Annotated in this window: 13 protein-coding genes and 1 pseudogene; 13 read left to right on the forward strand and 1 reads right to left on the reverse strand. The window is 66.0% G+C overall.

Annotated features, from left to right (window positions below):
* The first annotated feature begins 24 nt into the window (after positions 1-24).
* From DAT37_RS38790 to DAT37_RS38825, 8 genes are all read left to right on the forward strand, one after another.
* Positions 25-1239 carry an acetylornithine transaminase gene (locus tag DAT37_RS38790; RefSeq protein WP_109529921.1) on the forward strand — a complete coding sequence of 405 codons (1215 nt, stop codon included), beginning with the start codon at positions 25-27 and terminating at the stop codon, positions 1237-1239.
* Positions 1236-2192 carry an ornithine carbamoyltransferase gene (gene argF / locus DAT37_RS38795; RefSeq protein ID WP_109529922.1) on the forward strand — a complete coding sequence of 319 codons (957 nt, stop codon included), beginning with the start codon at positions 1236-1238 and terminating at the stop codon, positions 2190-2192. Before DAT37_RS38790 ends, argF begins: the two co-directional genes overlap by 4 nt.
* Positions 2193-2447: 255 nt before the next feature.
* On the forward strand, positions 2448-2966 hold the full coding sequence (locus DAT37_RS38800) for an arginine repressor (protein ID WP_109529923.1): 519 nt from the start codon (positions 2448-2450) through the stop codon (positions 2964-2966).
* Positions 2967-3461: 495 nt separating this feature from the next.
* On the forward strand, positions 3462-3764 hold the full coding sequence (locus tag DAT37_RS38810) for a hypothetical protein (RefSeq protein WP_109529925.1): 303 nt from the start codon (positions 3462-3464) through the stop codon (positions 3762-3764).
* Positions 3761-4978: a DUF6973 domain-containing protein gene (locus DAT37_RS38815; protein ID WP_109529926.1), complete on the forward strand. Its 1218-nt coding sequence runs from the start codon at positions 3761-3763 to the stop codon at positions 4976-4978. Before DAT37_RS38810 ends, DAT37_RS38815 begins: the two co-directional genes overlap by 4 nt.
* Positions 4979-5000: 22 nt before the next feature.
* Complete coding sequence (locus DAT37_RS38820) at positions 5001-5519, forward strand: hypothetical protein (RefSeq protein ID WP_157978897.1); 519 nt, start codon at positions 5001-5003, stop codon at positions 5517-5519.
* Positions 5520-5628: 109 nt separating this feature from the next.
* The gene (locus DAT37_RS45890; protein ID WP_232840267.1) at positions 5629-5940 is read left to right on the forward strand and encodes a hypothetical protein; all 312 of its coding nucleotides are present in this window, start codon (positions 5629-5631) and stop codon (positions 5938-5940) included.
* Positions 5838-6605: an ADP-ribosylglycohydrolase family protein gene (locus tag DAT37_RS38825; protein WP_232840266.1), complete on the forward strand. Its 768-nt coding sequence runs from the start codon at positions 5838-5840 to the stop codon at positions 6603-6605. Before DAT37_RS45890 ends, DAT37_RS38825 begins: the two co-directional genes overlap by 103 nt.
* 45 nt (positions 6606-6650) lie before the next feature.
* Here the strand turns inward: DAT37_RS38825 and DAT37_RS38830 are convergent, their stop codons facing one another.
* On the reverse strand, positions 6651-7310 hold the full coding sequence (locus DAT37_RS38830; RefSeq protein WP_232840261.1) for a Uma2 family endonuclease: 660 nt from the start codon (positions 7308-7310) through the stop codon (positions 6651-6653).
* Positions 7311-7453: 143 nt separating this feature from the next.
* On the opposite strand from DAT37_RS38830, the gene DAT37_RS38835 reads away from it, so the two are divergent.
* The 5 genes and pseudogenes from DAT37_RS38835 (at position 7454) to DAT37_RS38855 (ending at position 16838) form a co-directional block, all read left to right on the forward strand.
* On the forward strand, positions 7454-9010 hold the full coding sequence (locus DAT37_RS38835) for a DUF2397 domain-containing protein (protein WP_109529929.1): 1557 nt from the start codon (positions 7454-7456) through the stop codon (positions 9008-9010).
* A pseudogene (locus DAT37_RS38840) lies at positions 9000-10145 on the forward strand (DUF2398 family protein). The gene DAT37_RS38835 and the pseudogene DAT37_RS38840 overlap by 11 nt, the downstream one beginning before the upstream one ends.
* Positions 10142-14344: a TIGR02680 family protein gene (locus tag DAT37_RS38845; RefSeq protein WP_109529930.1), complete on the forward strand. Its 4203-nt coding sequence runs from the start codon at positions 10142-10144 to the stop codon at positions 14342-14344. Before DAT37_RS38840 ends, DAT37_RS38845 begins: the two are co-directional and overlap by 4 nt.
* Entirely contained in the window at positions 14337-15539 is a 1203-nt protein-coding gene (locus tag DAT37_RS38850; RefSeq protein ID WP_109529931.1) for a DUF2399 domain-containing protein, read from the forward strand. The genes DAT37_RS38845 and DAT37_RS38850 overlap by 8 nt, the downstream gene beginning before the upstream one ends.
* 207 nt (positions 15540-15746) lie before the next feature.
* Entirely contained in the window at positions 15747-16838 is a 1092-nt protein-coding gene (locus tag DAT37_RS38855; protein WP_198654653.1) for an IS630 family transposase, read from the forward strand.
* Positions 16839-16929: the final 91 nt, after the last annotated feature.

Consider the following 16929-nt stretch of genomic DNA (forward strand, 5'->3'; position numbering starts at 1 on the left):
CCGCAGCGATTACGGAGTCGACGAATGAGTACAGCAGACCTACAGCAGCGGTGGTCGGCCGCGCTGATGAAGAACTACGGCACCCCGAAGATCGCGCTGGTCCGCGGCGCGGGAGCCGTGGTCTACGACGCCGACGGCAATCGCTACGTCGATTTCCTCGGCGGCATCGCGGTCAACAGTCTCGGCCACGGGCATCCCGCGATCCTCGAGGCGGTCACCCACCAGCTGGGCACCCTCGGGCACACCTCCAACCTCTACGCCAACGAACCGGTCATCGAACTGGCCGAGCGGCTGCTCGCGCATTTCGGCGACGGCGAATTCGGTGACGGACACGGCCGCGCGTTCTTCTGCAACTCCGGCACCGAGGCCAACGAGGCCGCCTTCAAGATGGCCCGGTTGACCGGCCGGAGCAAGATCGTCGCCGCCGAGGAGGCCTTCCACGGCCGGACCATGGGCGCGCTCGCGCTGACCGGTCAGGCGTCCAAGCGTGAACCGTTCGCGCCGATGCCGCCCGGCGTCGTGCACGTCCCCTACGGCGACGCCGCCGCGCTCGAAGCCGTCGTCGACGCCGACACCGCCGCCGTCTTCCTCGAACCGATGATGGGGGAGAGCGGCGTCGTGGTGCCGCCGCTGGACTACCTGGTCAAGGCCAGGGAGATCACCGCACGTCACGGCGCGCTGCTGATCCTCGACGAGGTGCAGACCGGCATCGGCCGCACCGGCAAGTTCTATGCGCACCAGTCCTGCGGCATCGTGCCCGACGTGATCACCCTCGCCAAGGGTCTCGGCGGCGGCCTGCCGATCGGCGCGGTCCTCGCCACCGGCCCCGCGGCCGATCTGCTCACCCCCGGCCTGCACGGCACCACCTTCGGCGGTAACGCGGTCTGCGCCGCGGCCGCACTGGCGGTATTGCGCACCATCGACGAACAGGATCTGCTCTCCCACGTCGAATCGGTGGGCAAACGGCTCAGCGACGGCATCGAACTGCTCGAACACCCCCTCGTAGACCACGTGCGCGGGGCCGGGCTGCTGCTCGGAATCGTGCTCACCGAAGATATTTCGGCCGAGGTCGAGAACAGGGCGCGAGAAGCCGGATATCTGGTGAACGCACCGAAGCCGAATATCATCCGGCTGGCCCCACCGCTGGTGCTCACCGAGACCCAGTCCGATAATTTCGTCGCCGACCTCCCGGAAATCCTGGACGGCGCGGCCGACGACGCGAAGGGAAAACCGGCATGAGCGAGGCCACCGCGCGATTACGGCATTTCCTGCGCGACGACGATCTGTCCCCGGCCGAACAAGCCGAAATCCTCACCCTGGCAGCCGAACTCAAGGCGGCACCGTTCTCGCGCCGTCCGCTGGAAGGCCCGCGCGGCGTGGGAGTGATCTTCGAGAAGAACTCGACCCGCACCCGCTTCTCCTTCGAAATGGGGATCGCCCAACTCGGCGGGCACGCGGTCGTCGTCGACGGCCGCGACACCCAACTGGGCAGGGAGGAAACCCTGGCCGACACCGGGCGGGTGCTGTCGCGCTACGTCGACGCCATCGTCTGGCGCACCTTCGAACAGCACCGCCTCGACGAAATGGCCGAGGCCGCAACGGTTCCGATGGTCAACGCGCTGTCCAACGAATTCCACCCGTGCCAGGTACTCGCCGATCTGCTCACCCTGAAGGAACGCATCGGCGAACTGGCCGGACGCAACCTCACCTACTTCGGCGACGGCGCCAACAACATGGCGCATTCGCTGCTACTCGGCGGCGTCACCGCGGGCCTGAACGTGACCATCGCCGCGCCCGCGAATTTCGAACCGCTGCCGTGGATCCTGGACGCCGCACGCAAACGGGCCGCCAAAACCGGCGCGACCATCACCCTGACCGGCGACCCGATCGCCGCCGCCTCCGGAGCCGATGCCCTCGTCACCGACACCTGGACCTCCATGGGCCAAGAGAACGACGGCCTCGACCGCGTCGGCCCCTTCCGCCCCTTCCATCTGAACGCCGACCTGCTCGCCAAGGCCGCCCCCGACGCCGTAGTGCTGCACTGCCTTCCGGCCCACCGCGGTGAGGAGATCACCGACGACGTGCTCGACGGACCGCACAGCGCGGTATGGGACGAAGCGGAGAACCGGCTACACGCGCAGAAGGCACTGCTGGTGTGGCTGTTGGACAAACATCGCGGAGACGCGTTGTGAGTCGACGAACGGTGCTGTGCGTACTGCGGCACCAACCGATTCCGAACGAGCCGCCGACCGTGCGAGGTCACAGGTGAACGCGGTCGGCCGCCCGGAGACCCCTGCGCAGAGGCGAACTCAGCACCGCATCCGTATCGCTGATCGCCCACCGAGTACGCGCAGCCGCGCCGCTGGAAAACTAGCGTCGACGAAACGGCAGCATCTCGCCGCCGGGTCGGTGATCCTCGGCCCTGTCGGCGGGGAGGAAGTCCAATCATGACCGGGCAACCGGAGAACGGCAGGGGCGTGAAAGGCGCGGCGATCGCCCGCACCCGCGCGGGCCGCCAATCCCGCATCGTCGAACTGCTCTCGGCCCACGCTGTCCGCAGTCAGACCGAACTCGCCGCGCTGCTCGCCGCCGAGGGAATCGAGACCACCCAGGCCACACTGTCGCGTGATCTCGATGAACTCGGCGCGGTCAAGCTGCGTGCGGCCGATGGGGGTGCGGGGGTGTACCTGGTTCCCGAGGATGGCAGTCCCGTTCGCGGGGTCACCGGTGGGACCGATCGGCTCTCGAAACTCCTCGGTGACCTGATGGTGTCCACCGATTCGAGTGGCAACATCGCGGTGTTGCGGACGCCGCCGGGGGCCGCCCATTATCTGGCGAGTGCGTTGGATCGGGCGGCATTGCCGTTCATCGTGGGGACGATCGCGGGGGACGACACGATCGCGGTGATCGCGCGGGAGCCGCTGACGGGGGCGGAGTTGGCGGCGAAGATCGAGGAACTGGCCTGAACCGACCGGTGGCTCAGCGCGGTCCATGAGTCGGTACGCTACGATCCGCACGCGGGGATCGGCGGCTGCGGACAGCGGTATAGCGTTGCCCACGAGCATGTTCGGGCAGGTTGTGATTCGGGGGAACAAGTGAGTGTCGGATCTTCTCGGGCAGAGATCGATCGCATCAATAGCCAGCTGGCCGAACTGCGGGGATCATCTCGATCCGTGGATGGCAGTGTCGCAATCGAGACCGACTCCACCGGGCGAATAACCTAACTCTATCTCGCCGACTATGCGATGGATAGCGGCCCCGACGGGTTGGCGCGGCTCATCGCCGATCGGCATCGGTCGGCGATGAACGAGGTCGAGTCGAAGGTTGTCGAACTCTTCGAGTCGCTTCCGCCGCCCGGTGAGCGTGCGGATGGCGAGCGTGTCGTAGACGAGCGCAATTCACCGAGTAGCAGTGGCGACGACTTCGGTTATGTGCCATCGCATCTCAGGCGAGGCTGACCGATGTCCATGGATATCGACCCGGCCAGGATGCGGGAGATGGCCAACGATGTGCGGCGGAACGCCGACGTGATCGATGCCATATCGCCTATCGCGCGCGAGCAGCGGACGAATGCTCGGAGAGCGATGATGGAGTCGAATCTGGCGACGAAGCTGGAGGAATCGCTGCAAGCGCTCGACACCGTCGTCGAATATCACACGACCACCATACGTGCCTTCTGCACGGACACCGATTACGTCGCCGCGCTGCAAGAGGAGTTGGACAAGGCGATCGGTGCGAATATCAACAGGTTGGAGCCGCGATGAGCGGGATCGTGTTGCTCACCGTGCCGGTTGTTGTCCAATGGGATACGACGCATATGGCGCAGGCAGCAGTCCAGATGGCGGCTTGCTCGGATATCCTGGAAGCGGAGGCGAATTCCGCCGAAGGGAAGATCTCTCGATCGATCGACTACTTCAAGGGCGAGGCGGGCGATGCCGCGCGTGTGCGAGGAAAATCCGACCGTGGGGAAATCATTGCCACGGCAGAGGTGTTGGCGCAGATGGCCGCGAAGACCGCGTCACTCGCCGCGAACATCGACACCAACATAGCCAAGATCAAGGCCGGTGTGGCCGAAGCCGACGCGTCCCGATGGGATCTCTTCGTGGAGAGCGACGGCAATGTGAGGTCGTACAAATCCAATGTCGAGACCTCGCGCGAATACTGGCCGGGAGGTGCCGCGGCCGTGCTGGCGAAAGAGATTGCGAGTTCCTCGCTGTCATCGAAGATAAAGGATGCCCTGGCAAGCATCCAAAGCGACGACCAGGAAGGCGCCGAGCATCTCGTGAGATTCCTCGAGCTGCTTCCGGATTCCGTGAAGTCAGGGGTCGCTAGATCGGTCCGAACCGGCAATCCGACTTTGGACTCCATTCTCGAGAACTACCAGACGGCCGTCTCGTCGGAAAGTGCTGAGCTGTGGCCCACCGGGGCAACGCTCGAACTCATCCGGCTGAAGTACCCGGATATCAACCCGTCGATGCTGACGCCCGACGAGATATCGGCCATGAAAAACCTTCTCTTGACGCAGGGGCCTGCGGCCGTCGGTGAGCAGTTCAAACTCTCTTCGGATGCGACGGAGGCCGCATTGGCCACCTTCCTGGCATCTGCCCAGGATGGTCAGGGTGACGCCTTCAGACATGCCTACTGGAACGCGCTGATGACACAGAAGTTCGGGGAAGAGTGGACGACGGAATACGCGACCGCGCACGAGAAGACCGCCGGTAACGTCCCGCAACGTGAAGCGATGGACCTGTACAACAATGAACGTGGTCGCCAGATCGCGCTCGCCAATCCGAACGCGAGCCCGGCCGAATTGCAGCAGATCATCAAGAACGAAATAAACAACGGCACCTTGGTGGTATTGGAGACCAAAGATGCCGAAGGTGGAGAACATACTCCGAAACTGGCCTTCAGCAACCTTCCAGAAGGCCGGACCGGTCAAGCGCCCGGTGTCGGGATCCCGCTACCTGGAAAGAAGTGACTCTGTGCGTCGACGTGTTCCGTTGGTTTTCTTCGTCATCGCGACTTCTGTGCTTGTCATAGCGGGGTGCGCCCCCTTCCCGGCACCGAACAAGAAGGAGAGTCCTGTCACTTGCGCATCGAAGTATTTCTTCGGTCGTGAGCAGCCGCTGGGCTCGTTGTTCCGGTTCAGTGACGATGCGCTCGCTGCCGCCAAAGCGATGTCGCCGACCACGGTCGCGAATATCGCCCGATCGGCAGGCTGGCAGGACGGTGGCTGGGATCGCATCGTCGATGTGCCGCAGGAAATCACGTCGGCGGAACTCGATCGCCGAACCGGGACCACTGGAATATGTTGGGAGAACTTGCCTCACCGCATCGGCTCGGAGTACGACAACCCATCGGTCGGGGAATACCTGTTCTTGAATGGTGATCAACCGGTTCAGAATACGCCCTGGTACGAACCGTATCAGCGTCCTTTCGACTTCGATGGGCGCGACTTCATTTCGGCGGATACTCCGCTGGTCGCCAACGGAAAGAGCGGGAGACTGCGGCCGGAGTGATCTCCAGATCATTCGGGGCGCTGGTCTCTGATTCCGTCGGAGACGACTAATCGGGTTCGGGCCGACGGTCCCGCGGCCCCTCCGCGGCGAGCGACCACCATCGGATGCAATGCACATCGACCTGATGCTCGACACGCTGGACGGGCTCTCGGTGGGAGACGCGTCGGGGCAGCGATTCCCCGTGATGGCTCGATCGGTTCCCGATATTCTGGCGGGTGACTTTCCCGTCGGGCAATGGGAGTGGACCGACGACACCGAAATGGCCTGCGGCGTGGCGGTCGAGCTCGTCGCACGCAGAAAAGTATCGACCAGGATCGGCTGGCCGCCAGGTTCGCCGCACGATGGGATCCCCGTCGAGACTACGGTTTCGGCGCATCGGGAATTTTGCGCAAGATCCGTGACGGTGTGCCATGGCGGGTAGCCGCGGGCGCGGCCTTCGGCGGTGAGGGTTCATGCGGGAACGGAGCGGCGATGCGAGTCGCGCCACTGGGCGCGTACTACGCCGGAGATCCGGAAAAGATTGTGAGCGAGGCGGTTCGGTCGGCGCAGGTGACACATGCCCACCCGGAGGGGGTTGCCGGAGCGGTCGCGGTCGCGGTCGCGTCAGGGCAGGCAGCGCATGCTCGTATGATCGGAACTGCGCACGCACCAGAGGAATTCATCACCGGAATCATCGATAGGCTCGGTGACGGCGAAGTCGGCAGAGGGCTACGCCGTGCCCGTACACTGCTCGGTGCTTCCGTGGACGAAGCCGCACGGATACGCGGCAATGGATCTCGGGTAACCGCGCAGGACGCCGTGCCGTTCACGTTGTGGATGGCGTCGACTCATCTGACGAACTATCCGGCAGCGATCGCGACCTGTCTCGTTGCGGACGGTGATATCGATACCACCTGTGCCATCGTCGGCGGAATCGTCGCAGCCCACAATGGTCGCGGCAGCGTGTTCGGGCGGATCGGGGTGCCTGAGGCGTGGATCGAGATGCGAGAACCGTTGCCCCGGTGGACTTCCGGGGTTCTCGAGCAGCGACGGCGGCGATCCCGATCCGGATTCGAGTGTATACGAAAGTGGTTCGCGGACAACTGAACCGAGGTCCATGTCATCCGGAGTTCCCGGTGGCTCAGGGGGCGATCACTCGTTGAATTCGGACCACGGAATGCTGATCGGAAACGGAAGTTTCGCCACGATTCCGGCACCGGTTTCCGGGCTCCATTCGTTGAGCAATCCGTAGTTGACCGGACGAATGGACAGCACCCCGGTCGGCAGTTCGAGTGGCGTCGTGGTCCGTCCATATGCACGCACTGCCTTGATCAGTGGGGTATCGGTGTCTCTGTTGAGATCGACCTCCCAATACCAGGGAATCCCGGCTGTCGCATAGCGCGCCTTCTTCGCCTCGATCTCGGTGGCGCTGTTCGCTGGGGACAGCACTTCTCCGGCGATGAGCACATCTGCGGCCCGGACATCGTCGTGCATTGACTTCTGGCACCGGTAGACCATGAAATCCGGGGTCATGAAATCCGACTTGCCGGTCGCGCCGAAGAAGATGTTGGTTTCGGTGGCCGCTCGCGAGAACTCCTTGGGGTCGTTCCTACGTTGTTCAGCGGCCGCGCGCCGCAGTCCCGTCCAGAACACGTTCGCACAGAACTGATGCGACGGGGTGCCGCGCCGCAACCACACCACGCGCCCCTCCCACAACTCGATCCGTGCCGACACCACCTCGGGCAGCTGCTGGAGCTCGTCCCAGGTCATGCTCCCCGGCAGATCGAGTCTGTCCAGGTCAGGAGGGGGCATACCCGCTATGGTAGCCGTACAGGGCAGGCCATGACCGGTCGTAGGATGAGGTCGGGCCGGCACGCTTCCTGTGCCGGATTTTCAGGAGTGGACAGGGGCCAGCTCGGCGAACTATCCGGTCCGCGCCTGACTATCCTGGCCGAATGGCCGACGGGGACGAGTTGTTCGAATCGACGGGGATCGATCCGTGGGCAGCTCATCTTCCAGGTCAGGAATTGGTTCCCGCGTACCTGGTGTCGCGTTTCGCCGCGCAGTACCGAGCGATCGTGGATGTGCTGGTGGAGGCACAGGACACCAGCCTGACGGGAATGTCGTTCGACGAGATCACCGCTCGGCTGCGCATGTGGGTGAGCGAGCATGCCGGGAAGCAGGCAGCCGACCAACTGCTGCACGCGGACTCCTTCTCTCTCGACAACCGTCTGACGAGCCTGGTGCGGTGGGGAGTGCTCACTCGCTGGCAGGAGCCGGCGCGCACGGGCGATGATTTCCTGCGTCGCCGTGACCGTTTCCAATTGACTCCGACAGCGGCCCGTTTGCACGCGTTCTGGACCGAGGATCTGGCTGCCGAGGAAGAGGCTGCCGCCGACCTCACCCTCGCCCCTCGCGCGATCCACGATCGTCTGCGAGCCTTCGCCGATGCGGTGCGGGACCGGAACTTTCCGGCGGCAGCGGCTGAATACCAGCAGGTCATCACCCTGCATCACGGGATGGCGGTGGCGGCTCGATCCTGGCAGCGCAGCCTGGCCCACGCATTGTCCGGTGGACCCGACGCAGAGAAACAGGATGTGTTGTGGCGGACGCTGCAATCCTATGTCGGCATGTGGGGGGAGCAGGTCGACATCCATACCCCGGCGGTTGCCGCGCTGATGACCGACACCGAGCCACAGCTGACCGATTCGGTGTGGCGGGCATGTGTCCGAGGCGCCCTCGCCGATGGCGCTCCCGATCAACTCGTGGATCCGCAGGTGCAGCGCTGGCTGCGGACCTGGGAGTCGTTGCGGTCCTGGTTCGGCGGTGCCGACGGACAAGCCAGGAGACTGCGCAGGCAACTACGCGACCTGGTGGCACCGTGGGCCCGCAACATGCATATCCTGCTCGACACCGGCGGTGCGCTGACCCGGCGCGCGGAACTGCTCGAACTCGCCGGGGCGATCGAATCCGCGCCCGACGACGAGACCGCCTGGCACATCTGGGATACCGCCATCGGGGTCTTTCCGGCGCGACATCTGTTGATCGCGGCCGAGAACTCCGAGGATCACACCACCGGCTGGGCCGATGCCGCCGCGGCTCCGATCACCGCGCGTTATCGTGAACACGGCCAACGGGCCGCGGTCGGACGGCGGGTCAAAGCGATGGACACCTCCGCCGGGCGTGCGGCGGCTCGGCGGGCTCGGACCGCCGCGCTGGCGCAGCGACGGGAGGCCGAAGCGGCTCTGCGCGCGCGGTCGGGAACGGAACTGGCGCAATGGGAACCATTGTCGGAGCCGGAACTGGGGCTGCTGCTCGATCTCTTGGCCACGGCTCGGGCCCGGCGCGGTGAATCGCATCGGATCGGGGTGACCGAAGACGGACGCTGGCGGGTCGCGCTGGCCGAGCCGGTGGTCGCGGGTACCACGACCCTGGAATCGCCCGGTGGCCGATTCGTCACGCGAAATTGGCATTTCACGCTGGAACCGGTCGAGGTGGGACATGGTGGATGACGATCGCGACGCAGTTGACCGTCGGCGCGCGTTCACCGGACTACTCGCCGGTCCCGTGATCGACCGCGTCCGCGACAGGGAACTGTTCGGCCTCATCCGTCATCCCCGGCATCGACCCGAGTTGGTGAACTGGTTCTCCTCTCGTCTCGGCTACCGGTTGGTGGTCACCGATACCGCTGCCCGATTGTTCCGTCTGCCGCTGGGGGATTCGGTGATCGCGCCGCGGCGGGTCGATCCGCCACCGCGCCGATCGCTGGTGTTGGCGCTGCTGGCCGCCGCCGCTGCCGAGGACGCCGAGGACATCACCTCCACCCAGGATCTGTCGGATCGGGTACGGGTGCTCTCCGCCCGCGAAGACTGTCCGGTCACCGCCTACGAGCCAGACCGGTTCGCCGAGCGCAAGGTATTCATCACCGCGTTGGGGCTGCTGGTGTCGGCGGGAGCGCTGGCGGTGGTCGGCGGTGCGGGGGCCGATGCGGACAGCTGGGCGCGACAGCAGGACAAGGTCGGCGGCACCTACGGTGTGCAGCGCGAAATGCTGCTCAGGATGGCGGATCCGGCTTCGCTGGCGGCCGCGCTGAACCGGCGGGGCGCGGTATTCACCGAAGCGGCAGAACGATTCGCGGTGATGCGCCGCATCATCGAACTGCCGGTCTGTCTCTACAGTGACCTCAGCGAACCCGAACGCGCGTATCTGATCCGCCAGCGCACCCGAGTGGTGGCATGGTGCACCGAAATGACCGGCTGGACCGTCGAACAGCGCGCCGAGGGGCTGGCGCTTATCGCGGGCGAGGAATCGGCCACGGACCTGGCTTTCCCCCGCTTGCGTGCCGTCGATTTCGTCACCCTCGTGGTGCTCGACGAACTGTTTCGTGCCGGGGACTAGAACGGCGTGGTCACCGAGGCCGACCTGTTGACGGCTGTCGAGCAGGTCGCGGTGGCCCACCCCAAGTCGATCACCGCCGAATTGAAGACCTCGGGTGCGCGTCGGGAGCGAGTGGTGGAACTGCTGCGCGCGCTCGATCTGCTCCGACCGGGTCTACGGCCCGGGCTCTGGCAGGTGACCCCGGCGGCCGCCCGCTATCGCGCACCGCACATTCTCGCGAGTACCGCACGGATCGAGGAGTTGTCGTGACCGTCGAAATCGCCGCCACCCACCAGTGGGGGCAGGACTGGTTGCAGGCCGCGCAGTCGCGCGGGCTGCCGACGGCGGGGCGGGCGCGGTGGCAGCCGCTGCGAGTGGGCATCGTGAACCTCTGGGAGTACGACGACGCCGAATTCTGGTTCGCGGACGGCAGATTGGTGTTGCGGGGCGGCAACGGCGCGGGCAAGACCAAAGTGCTGGAACTGACCACCCTGATGCTGTTGCGCGGCGAGATCGCGCCATCGGTGCTCGATCCGTTCGGTTCCCAGCATCGCAGTATGCGGTTCAACCTGCTGCCCACCGGCGACGGCGACGACCCTCGCGAACCCGCCGACGCCGGGCTCGGATACGCCTGGGCCGAATTCGGGCGGATCGCCGAGGACGGTTCGCTGGTGTACTTCACCTGCGGACTCGGCGCCTCCGCGCGGGCGGGCAGCGGCACCGCCACGGTCAGCACCTGGCATTTCGTCACCCGGCGGCGATTGGGCCGGGATTTCACCCTGCTCGATGGCGGCCGGGCCCTCGCACTCGCTGATCTCAAACAACTCGACGGCGTCACCGTGCCCAGCAGTGCCGCCGCGTATCGGGCCCGGCTGGCCGACGAACTCTACGGTTTGGGCGCCGAACAGTACGACAATCTCACCGAACTGTTGAAACAGCTGCGCAAACCGAAACTGGGGGAGCGGCTCAATCCCGTCAGCCTGGCCTCGACATTGCGCGATGCTCTGCCACCGCTGGCCGGTCACGAGGTCGACCAGCTCGCCGACGGCTGGGAACATCTCGAACAGCTCCGCGCGACGATGCAACGCACCGAGGATTCGGCCCGCGCGATCGCGATATTCGTCCGCACCGGCTGGCGGCCGTGGGCCGAACGGGTGCTGCGACGCCGCGCCGACGATATGGCTGCTGCCACCACCAGCCTGGACCGCACGACCAGCGACAAGAAGGCCGCCGCGGACACCCTCGCGGCCGCACGTGAGCTGCGAGGCCGCTCCGAAGCACAGCTCACTCGCACCAGGGACGCGCACACCGATGCCACGACCGCCATGCGGGAGTTGCTCGAATCCGACTCCTACAAAGACGCTGTGGCGGCGACCGGCCGGATCGAAAGCCTGCGCCGGGAACTCGGCCGGGTCGGTGACCAACACCGTGCGGCGGTGAAAGCGGTTGCCCGAGAATCCGATTCCGAACAGGGAGCGCAGGGGAAAGTCGTCAGAGCCGCGGAGAAACTACAGGCCGCGCAGGACGCGGTCCGCGACGTCGAGCAGGCGATCGGCGTCGACGCGAAGCTCGCGGGCCTGACCGAATCAGTTCGACGGCACCTGCCGACTCGCGATGTCGACGCCCTGCTCGGTGCGCACCGCTCCCGCCTGGAACGTTTCGAACATCTGCGCGCACTCGACATGCGGCGCGCCGATGCCGTGCGGCGCACGGAGGTGTCCGGCAAAGCCGTAGAGGATGCCCAGACTCGGCTCATCTCGGCGCGTGCGACCGAAGAACAGGCACTGTCGGCGGTACAGGCGGCGGCGCGAACCTTCGAGGCGCGGGTGCGTGACTGGTCGGGGGCGGCCGAGGTCGCCGCACCCACCGAGGAGAGCCTGGCCGACTGGTGCGATGCGATCTCTGAACTCACGGTTATCGATGAGACCGGCGCCGTGTCGACGCGCCCGACCGTGACCGGGCGGATGCGCGCCCATATCGTGACCTGGCGCACCGAGTGGCAGGAACGTAAACAGACCGCGCTATTGGACCGCGCCCCGATCGCGGCTCGGGCCGGTGCGATCACCGACGAACTGGCCGAGGCACGGCGGGAAACCGATGCCGCGCCGCCCGTTCCGTCGACGTGGCGACGACGGACACGGCCGGATGTGGCCGAGCGACAGGGCGCGCCCGTGTGGCGGCTGATCAATCCCGTCCCCGGACTGGACGACGCTGCCCTCGCGGTGTTGGAGGCCGTGCTCGCCGCCTCCGGATTGCTCGACGCCTGGATCGCGCCGGACGGAACCGTCGATTTCGGCGTCGCCGACCAGTGGCCGGTCGAGAGCATCGCGACCCCGGCGGATGCGAATCTGCTCGCGGTACTGGAACCGGTCGACGCGGGCGGTGTCGGTGTCGAGCAGGTGCGCCGCGTGCTGGCTCGGTTCGGCTGGCGCGCGACCGGCGCTCCCGCACCGGCCGGTGATTGGCTTGGCGTGGACGGCTGCTGGCAGGTGGGCGGTCTCACCGGCCGCGCCGAAGCCGCCGGACCGGCCACCTATGTCGGCACCGCCGCCAGGGAGGCGGCCAGAGCCCGACGCATCGCCGCGCTGCTCGCCGAACAGGAGGAATTGGTTCGCCGACTGTCATCCCTCGACCTGCGGATCACCGAAACCGAAACAGCGTTGAACCGCCTCGCGGCCGAGGAACGAGCACTGCCCGAAGCAGCCGAACGCGACCTCGCCGACGCGGTGGTGCGGTGGGGTGAACGCACCCGTTCGACCGCCGCCGGTGTCCTCGAACTCGCCGCGGCCGAGGACCGGCACGCCCAGGAGTCGGCGGCGCTGGACGCCGCACGCGCCGCCCTGGCCGAATATGCTGCCACACAACAGTTCTCCCGCACCAACCTCGATGACCAAGCCGCCGCGCTCAGCGCGGTCCGCGGCGGAATCGACCGGTACGCCATCCTGCTGCGTCAACTGGACACCGCCACCGAGAACCACGGTGACGCCGTGAACACCTTGGAAGAGCACACCGCGCGCCGAGTGGAAGCCGAATTCGCGCGTGACGACATCGCCGCCGATCAGCGACGACTCGACGTGAAACTGCGCACCGCCGAGGATGCTTTGGGAGCCGACCAACAGCAGCAATTGAGCGTCAAAGCCGACCTCGACAGCCGCATCGACCGGCTGGACAAGGAACGCTCCGACCTCGAGGGCCAGGTCACCGGAGCCCGCGTGGACGAGGCCCGCGCCGACGAAGTGCTCGCCAACCATGAGAGAGAGCGAGCCGTAGCCGAGATACGCCGCGACGAAGCCATCGCGGCGTTGTGGGAAGCAGTCGACCACGGCCTCGCCCAGCCACTGACCACCGAAGCGCCGCCGCGCCGAAATGTGCAGGCCGCCCGCGATTTCGCCACCTCCGTGCGCCGGGAGGTCGAGCTGAGAGCCGAAGCCGCCGACGTGGACCGCGCGTGGCGAGCATGCGTCAACAAACTCGAGGAACTGCGTCAAGCCCTGCTGCCGCAACAGGACGCCCGGGTACTCGACGACGACGAAACCCTGCCGCGAGTCGAGATCCACACCGACCCCACCGCCGGATTCCAGTTGCCACCGGCCGCCGCCGACACCCTGGCCGCCCGGGTACTCGAACAACGCGACAGTTTCGACGCCGAACAACAACGAGTCCTGGCCACTCTGCTCGGCTCGACATTCATCGAACATCTCAAGGACCGCCTCGACTACACCCGCCGCACCTTCACCCATATCAACAACCAGCTGGCCCGGCGTCCGACCCGCCAGGGCCACACGGTCAAGGTGGTCTGGCAGGCCGATCCCGCCGAACCCGATGCCGCGGCGGTTCTGGAGGCACTCGGCCGTGGCTATGCCGAACTGTCGGTCGACCGGCAGGAGATGGTGCGCCGATACCTGACCCGCAAGATCGACGACGCCCGCTCGGAAGCCGCCGCCGAAGGTGCGGTGGATTGGAAACATCAGCTGGGCCGCGCCCTGGACTATCGCAGCTGGTTGAAGATCGATCTGCACTATCGGCCCGGCAGCACCAGCCGTTGGGTGCCCTTCGATGCCGCCAGACACGGCGCGAAATCCGGCGGCGAGAAAGTGGTGTTGCTGTCGCAGCCCCTGTTCGCCGCCGCGGTGGTGGCCTATGACGCCGCCGCGACGCACGCGCCGCGCTGGGTGTGGCTCGACGAGGCGATGACCGGTGTCGACGCCCAGGTCAAAGCCTCGTTCATGGGTTTGACGGTCGATTTCGAACTCGACATCATGCTCACCGCCCACGACGAATGGTGCAATTACGAAACCGTGCCCGCCGTCGCCATCTACGAACTCGCCCGCGAGAAGCACCTGGCCGGTGTCGATGTCCTGCCCTATCTGTGGTGCGGCGGCACATTGATCGAAGTGGGTGTCGACCGGCTCGGCGCCGCCGCCGTCGCCGTGCCGATGAACGGGCTGTTCGGCCTCGCCGATGAATGAGCTGCCCGAAGGACTGCGCGGCTGGGCCGCCCTTCCCGGCCCTGCCCTACTCGTCGACGCGCTCGGCCGCCGGATCCATCGCGGCGGCAGTCTGGAAAGCGGGTCGCTGACCTTGCGCTTGACCACTGCCCAGCGGCGCGAAGTCGGTCGACTGCTCGGCGTGGACTGGGAAATCTCCGGTCGCGCGGTGACAGTGCGGGCACTCGGTGCCGCCCTCGCACCGCACGGACTCACCGTCGCCCGGTTCGTCGAACTGCTTTACGGCGGACCGCTACCGGTCGGACGAGAGGTCGCGGCGGCCCGACAGCACGCGGAGCAGCTGGAACGCGTCCGTGTGCTGGATATTCTCGGTGCGGCCGGGGTGGACGCGGCGATCGCCGAGATATGGCTGGCCGGACCCCGAACACCGAAACCCGGCACCGGCCGCACTGTGGAACTGGCTACAGCTATTGCCCGTGTGTGGCCGTCGCTGCCCCGCGCGGGGCAGGCGAAACGACTCGGTCAACTCGCCGCCGAAACCACCGGCGATGCCCACGCCCTCGATCACAACACCGAATTGGGACGTGCCGTAGCCCGCCTGATCGCGATCGGCAACGGCGACCCGCCACCTTCCCGCCCCGGTCGCCACTGGCGCGCCGTCTGGGCCTCGGCCGGGGTGCGTTGCGACACCGTGTCCTCGCGGGTACTGACGCTGAACGTCGCGTTGGATATCACCGGCGGTCACCGCCCCGGCGCACCGGCCTGGCTCACACTCCGAGATCTGTTGGGCCCCTGGTGTTTCGCGCCTGTGCCGCCAGTGCTGTTCGTCTGTGAGAATCCGACCGTGGTGGAAGCCGCCGCCGACGAACTCGGTGCGCGGTGTCCGCCGCTGGTCTGTACCGACGGCATGCCCGCCCTGGCCGCCTTGGATCTGCTGGCCGGTGCGGCGGAAGCGGGGGTGTCGGTGCGGGTGCGGGCCGATATCGATCCGGCCGGATTGGCGATCGTGCGGACGGTGCTGTCCACGGTCGGTGGTGGCGAGCTATGGCGATTCGACGCCGCGACGTACTGCCGTCATTTCGGATTGGAGGTTTCGGGAGCGGCGCAGGTTGCCGACGTGTACGCGGTGCACGGTCGTGATCTGCACGAGGAAGCGATTCTGTCGTTGTTGCTGGCCGATCTGCGAGCGGCACAGGGCGGCAAATCCACCAGTTGACCATCTGCAAATCCACCATCAACATAACGGCAGATCCATCAGCGGCTTCGTGGTAGACCACCACTCACTGCCTCGGGGGAGCTCGGATGCGAACACAACTCGGGTCTGCACTGCCACGTCACGCCGAGAAGGCGCTGGTCGACGCCTTTGCGGACACTCGACTAGTGTGCTGAGTTGTTAATTTGGCTCCAGTTGTAGTGTGTGGTGGTGCCGAGCCCGGGTCCGCGTGTGGCGGAGATCGTGTTGACCGAGTCCGAACGCGCCGAATTGGAGGGCTGGGTACGTCGACGCAAGACGGCGGCCGGGCTCGCGTTGCGAGCGAGGATTGTGTTGGCTGCTGCTGAGGGAGGCACGAATTCGGCTGTGGGGCAACGGATCGGCGTGGGTCGTGACACGGTGCGTAAATGGCGTAACCGGTTCGTCGAACAGCGTTGCGACGGCTTGCTCGACGAACCTCGTCCAGGCCGGCCGCGGGTCATCGATGACGCTCGGATCGAGGCGTTGATCACCGCGACGCTGGAAACCACACCGAAAACCGCGACACATTGGTCGACGCGATCGATGGCCGAGCACCTGGGGTTGTCACAGACTATGGTGTCGCGGGTCTGGCGGGCGTTCGGGCTGGCTCCCCACAAACAGGACTCCTGGAAGCTCTCGACAGATCCATTGTTCTGCGCGAAGGTCCGCGACGTGGTCGGCCTCTATCTCGACCCACCGGAACGAGCATTGGTGTTGTGCGTGGACGAGAAGACCCAGATCCAGGCACTCAACCGCACCCAACCGGTATTCCCGATGATGCCCGGCACCCCCGCCCGGGCCAGCCACGACTACGTCCGCCACGGCACCTCCAGCCTCTACGCGGCCCTGGATCTGGCCACCGGCAAAGTCATCGGATCACTACACGCCCGCCACCGTGCCACCGAATTCCTCGCATTTCTGCGCAAAATCGACACCGCCGTACTCGCCGACCTGGACGTGCACCTGATCCTCGACAACGCCTCCACTCACAAAACACCCACAGTGAAGCGTTGGCTGACAAGACATCCCAGATTCGTGCTGCATTTCACCCCCACCAGTAGCTCCTGGCTGAACCTGGTCGAGCGATGGTTCGCCGAGCTGACCACCAAGAAACTCCGCCGCTCCACCCACCGATCCGTGCGCGCACTCAACAAAGACATCCGCGACTGGATCGACACCTGGAACGACAACCCCCGCCCCTACATCTGGACAAAAACCGCCGACCAGATCCTCGAATCCATCGGCAACTACTGCCAGCGAATTAACAACTCAGCACACTAGGGCGTGTTTTGAAAGTGGTGAGGTGATGGTGCCGGGCTGTCGGGCGGGGTGTTGAAAGATGTTGTGCGGGTGTGCGTGTCAGTGACCTGAA

Source organism: Nocardia aurea (assembly GCF_003123685.1).
Taxonomy (GTDB): Bacteria; Actinomycetota; Actinomycetes; order Mycobacteriales; family Mycobacteriaceae; genus Nocardia; species Nocardia aurea.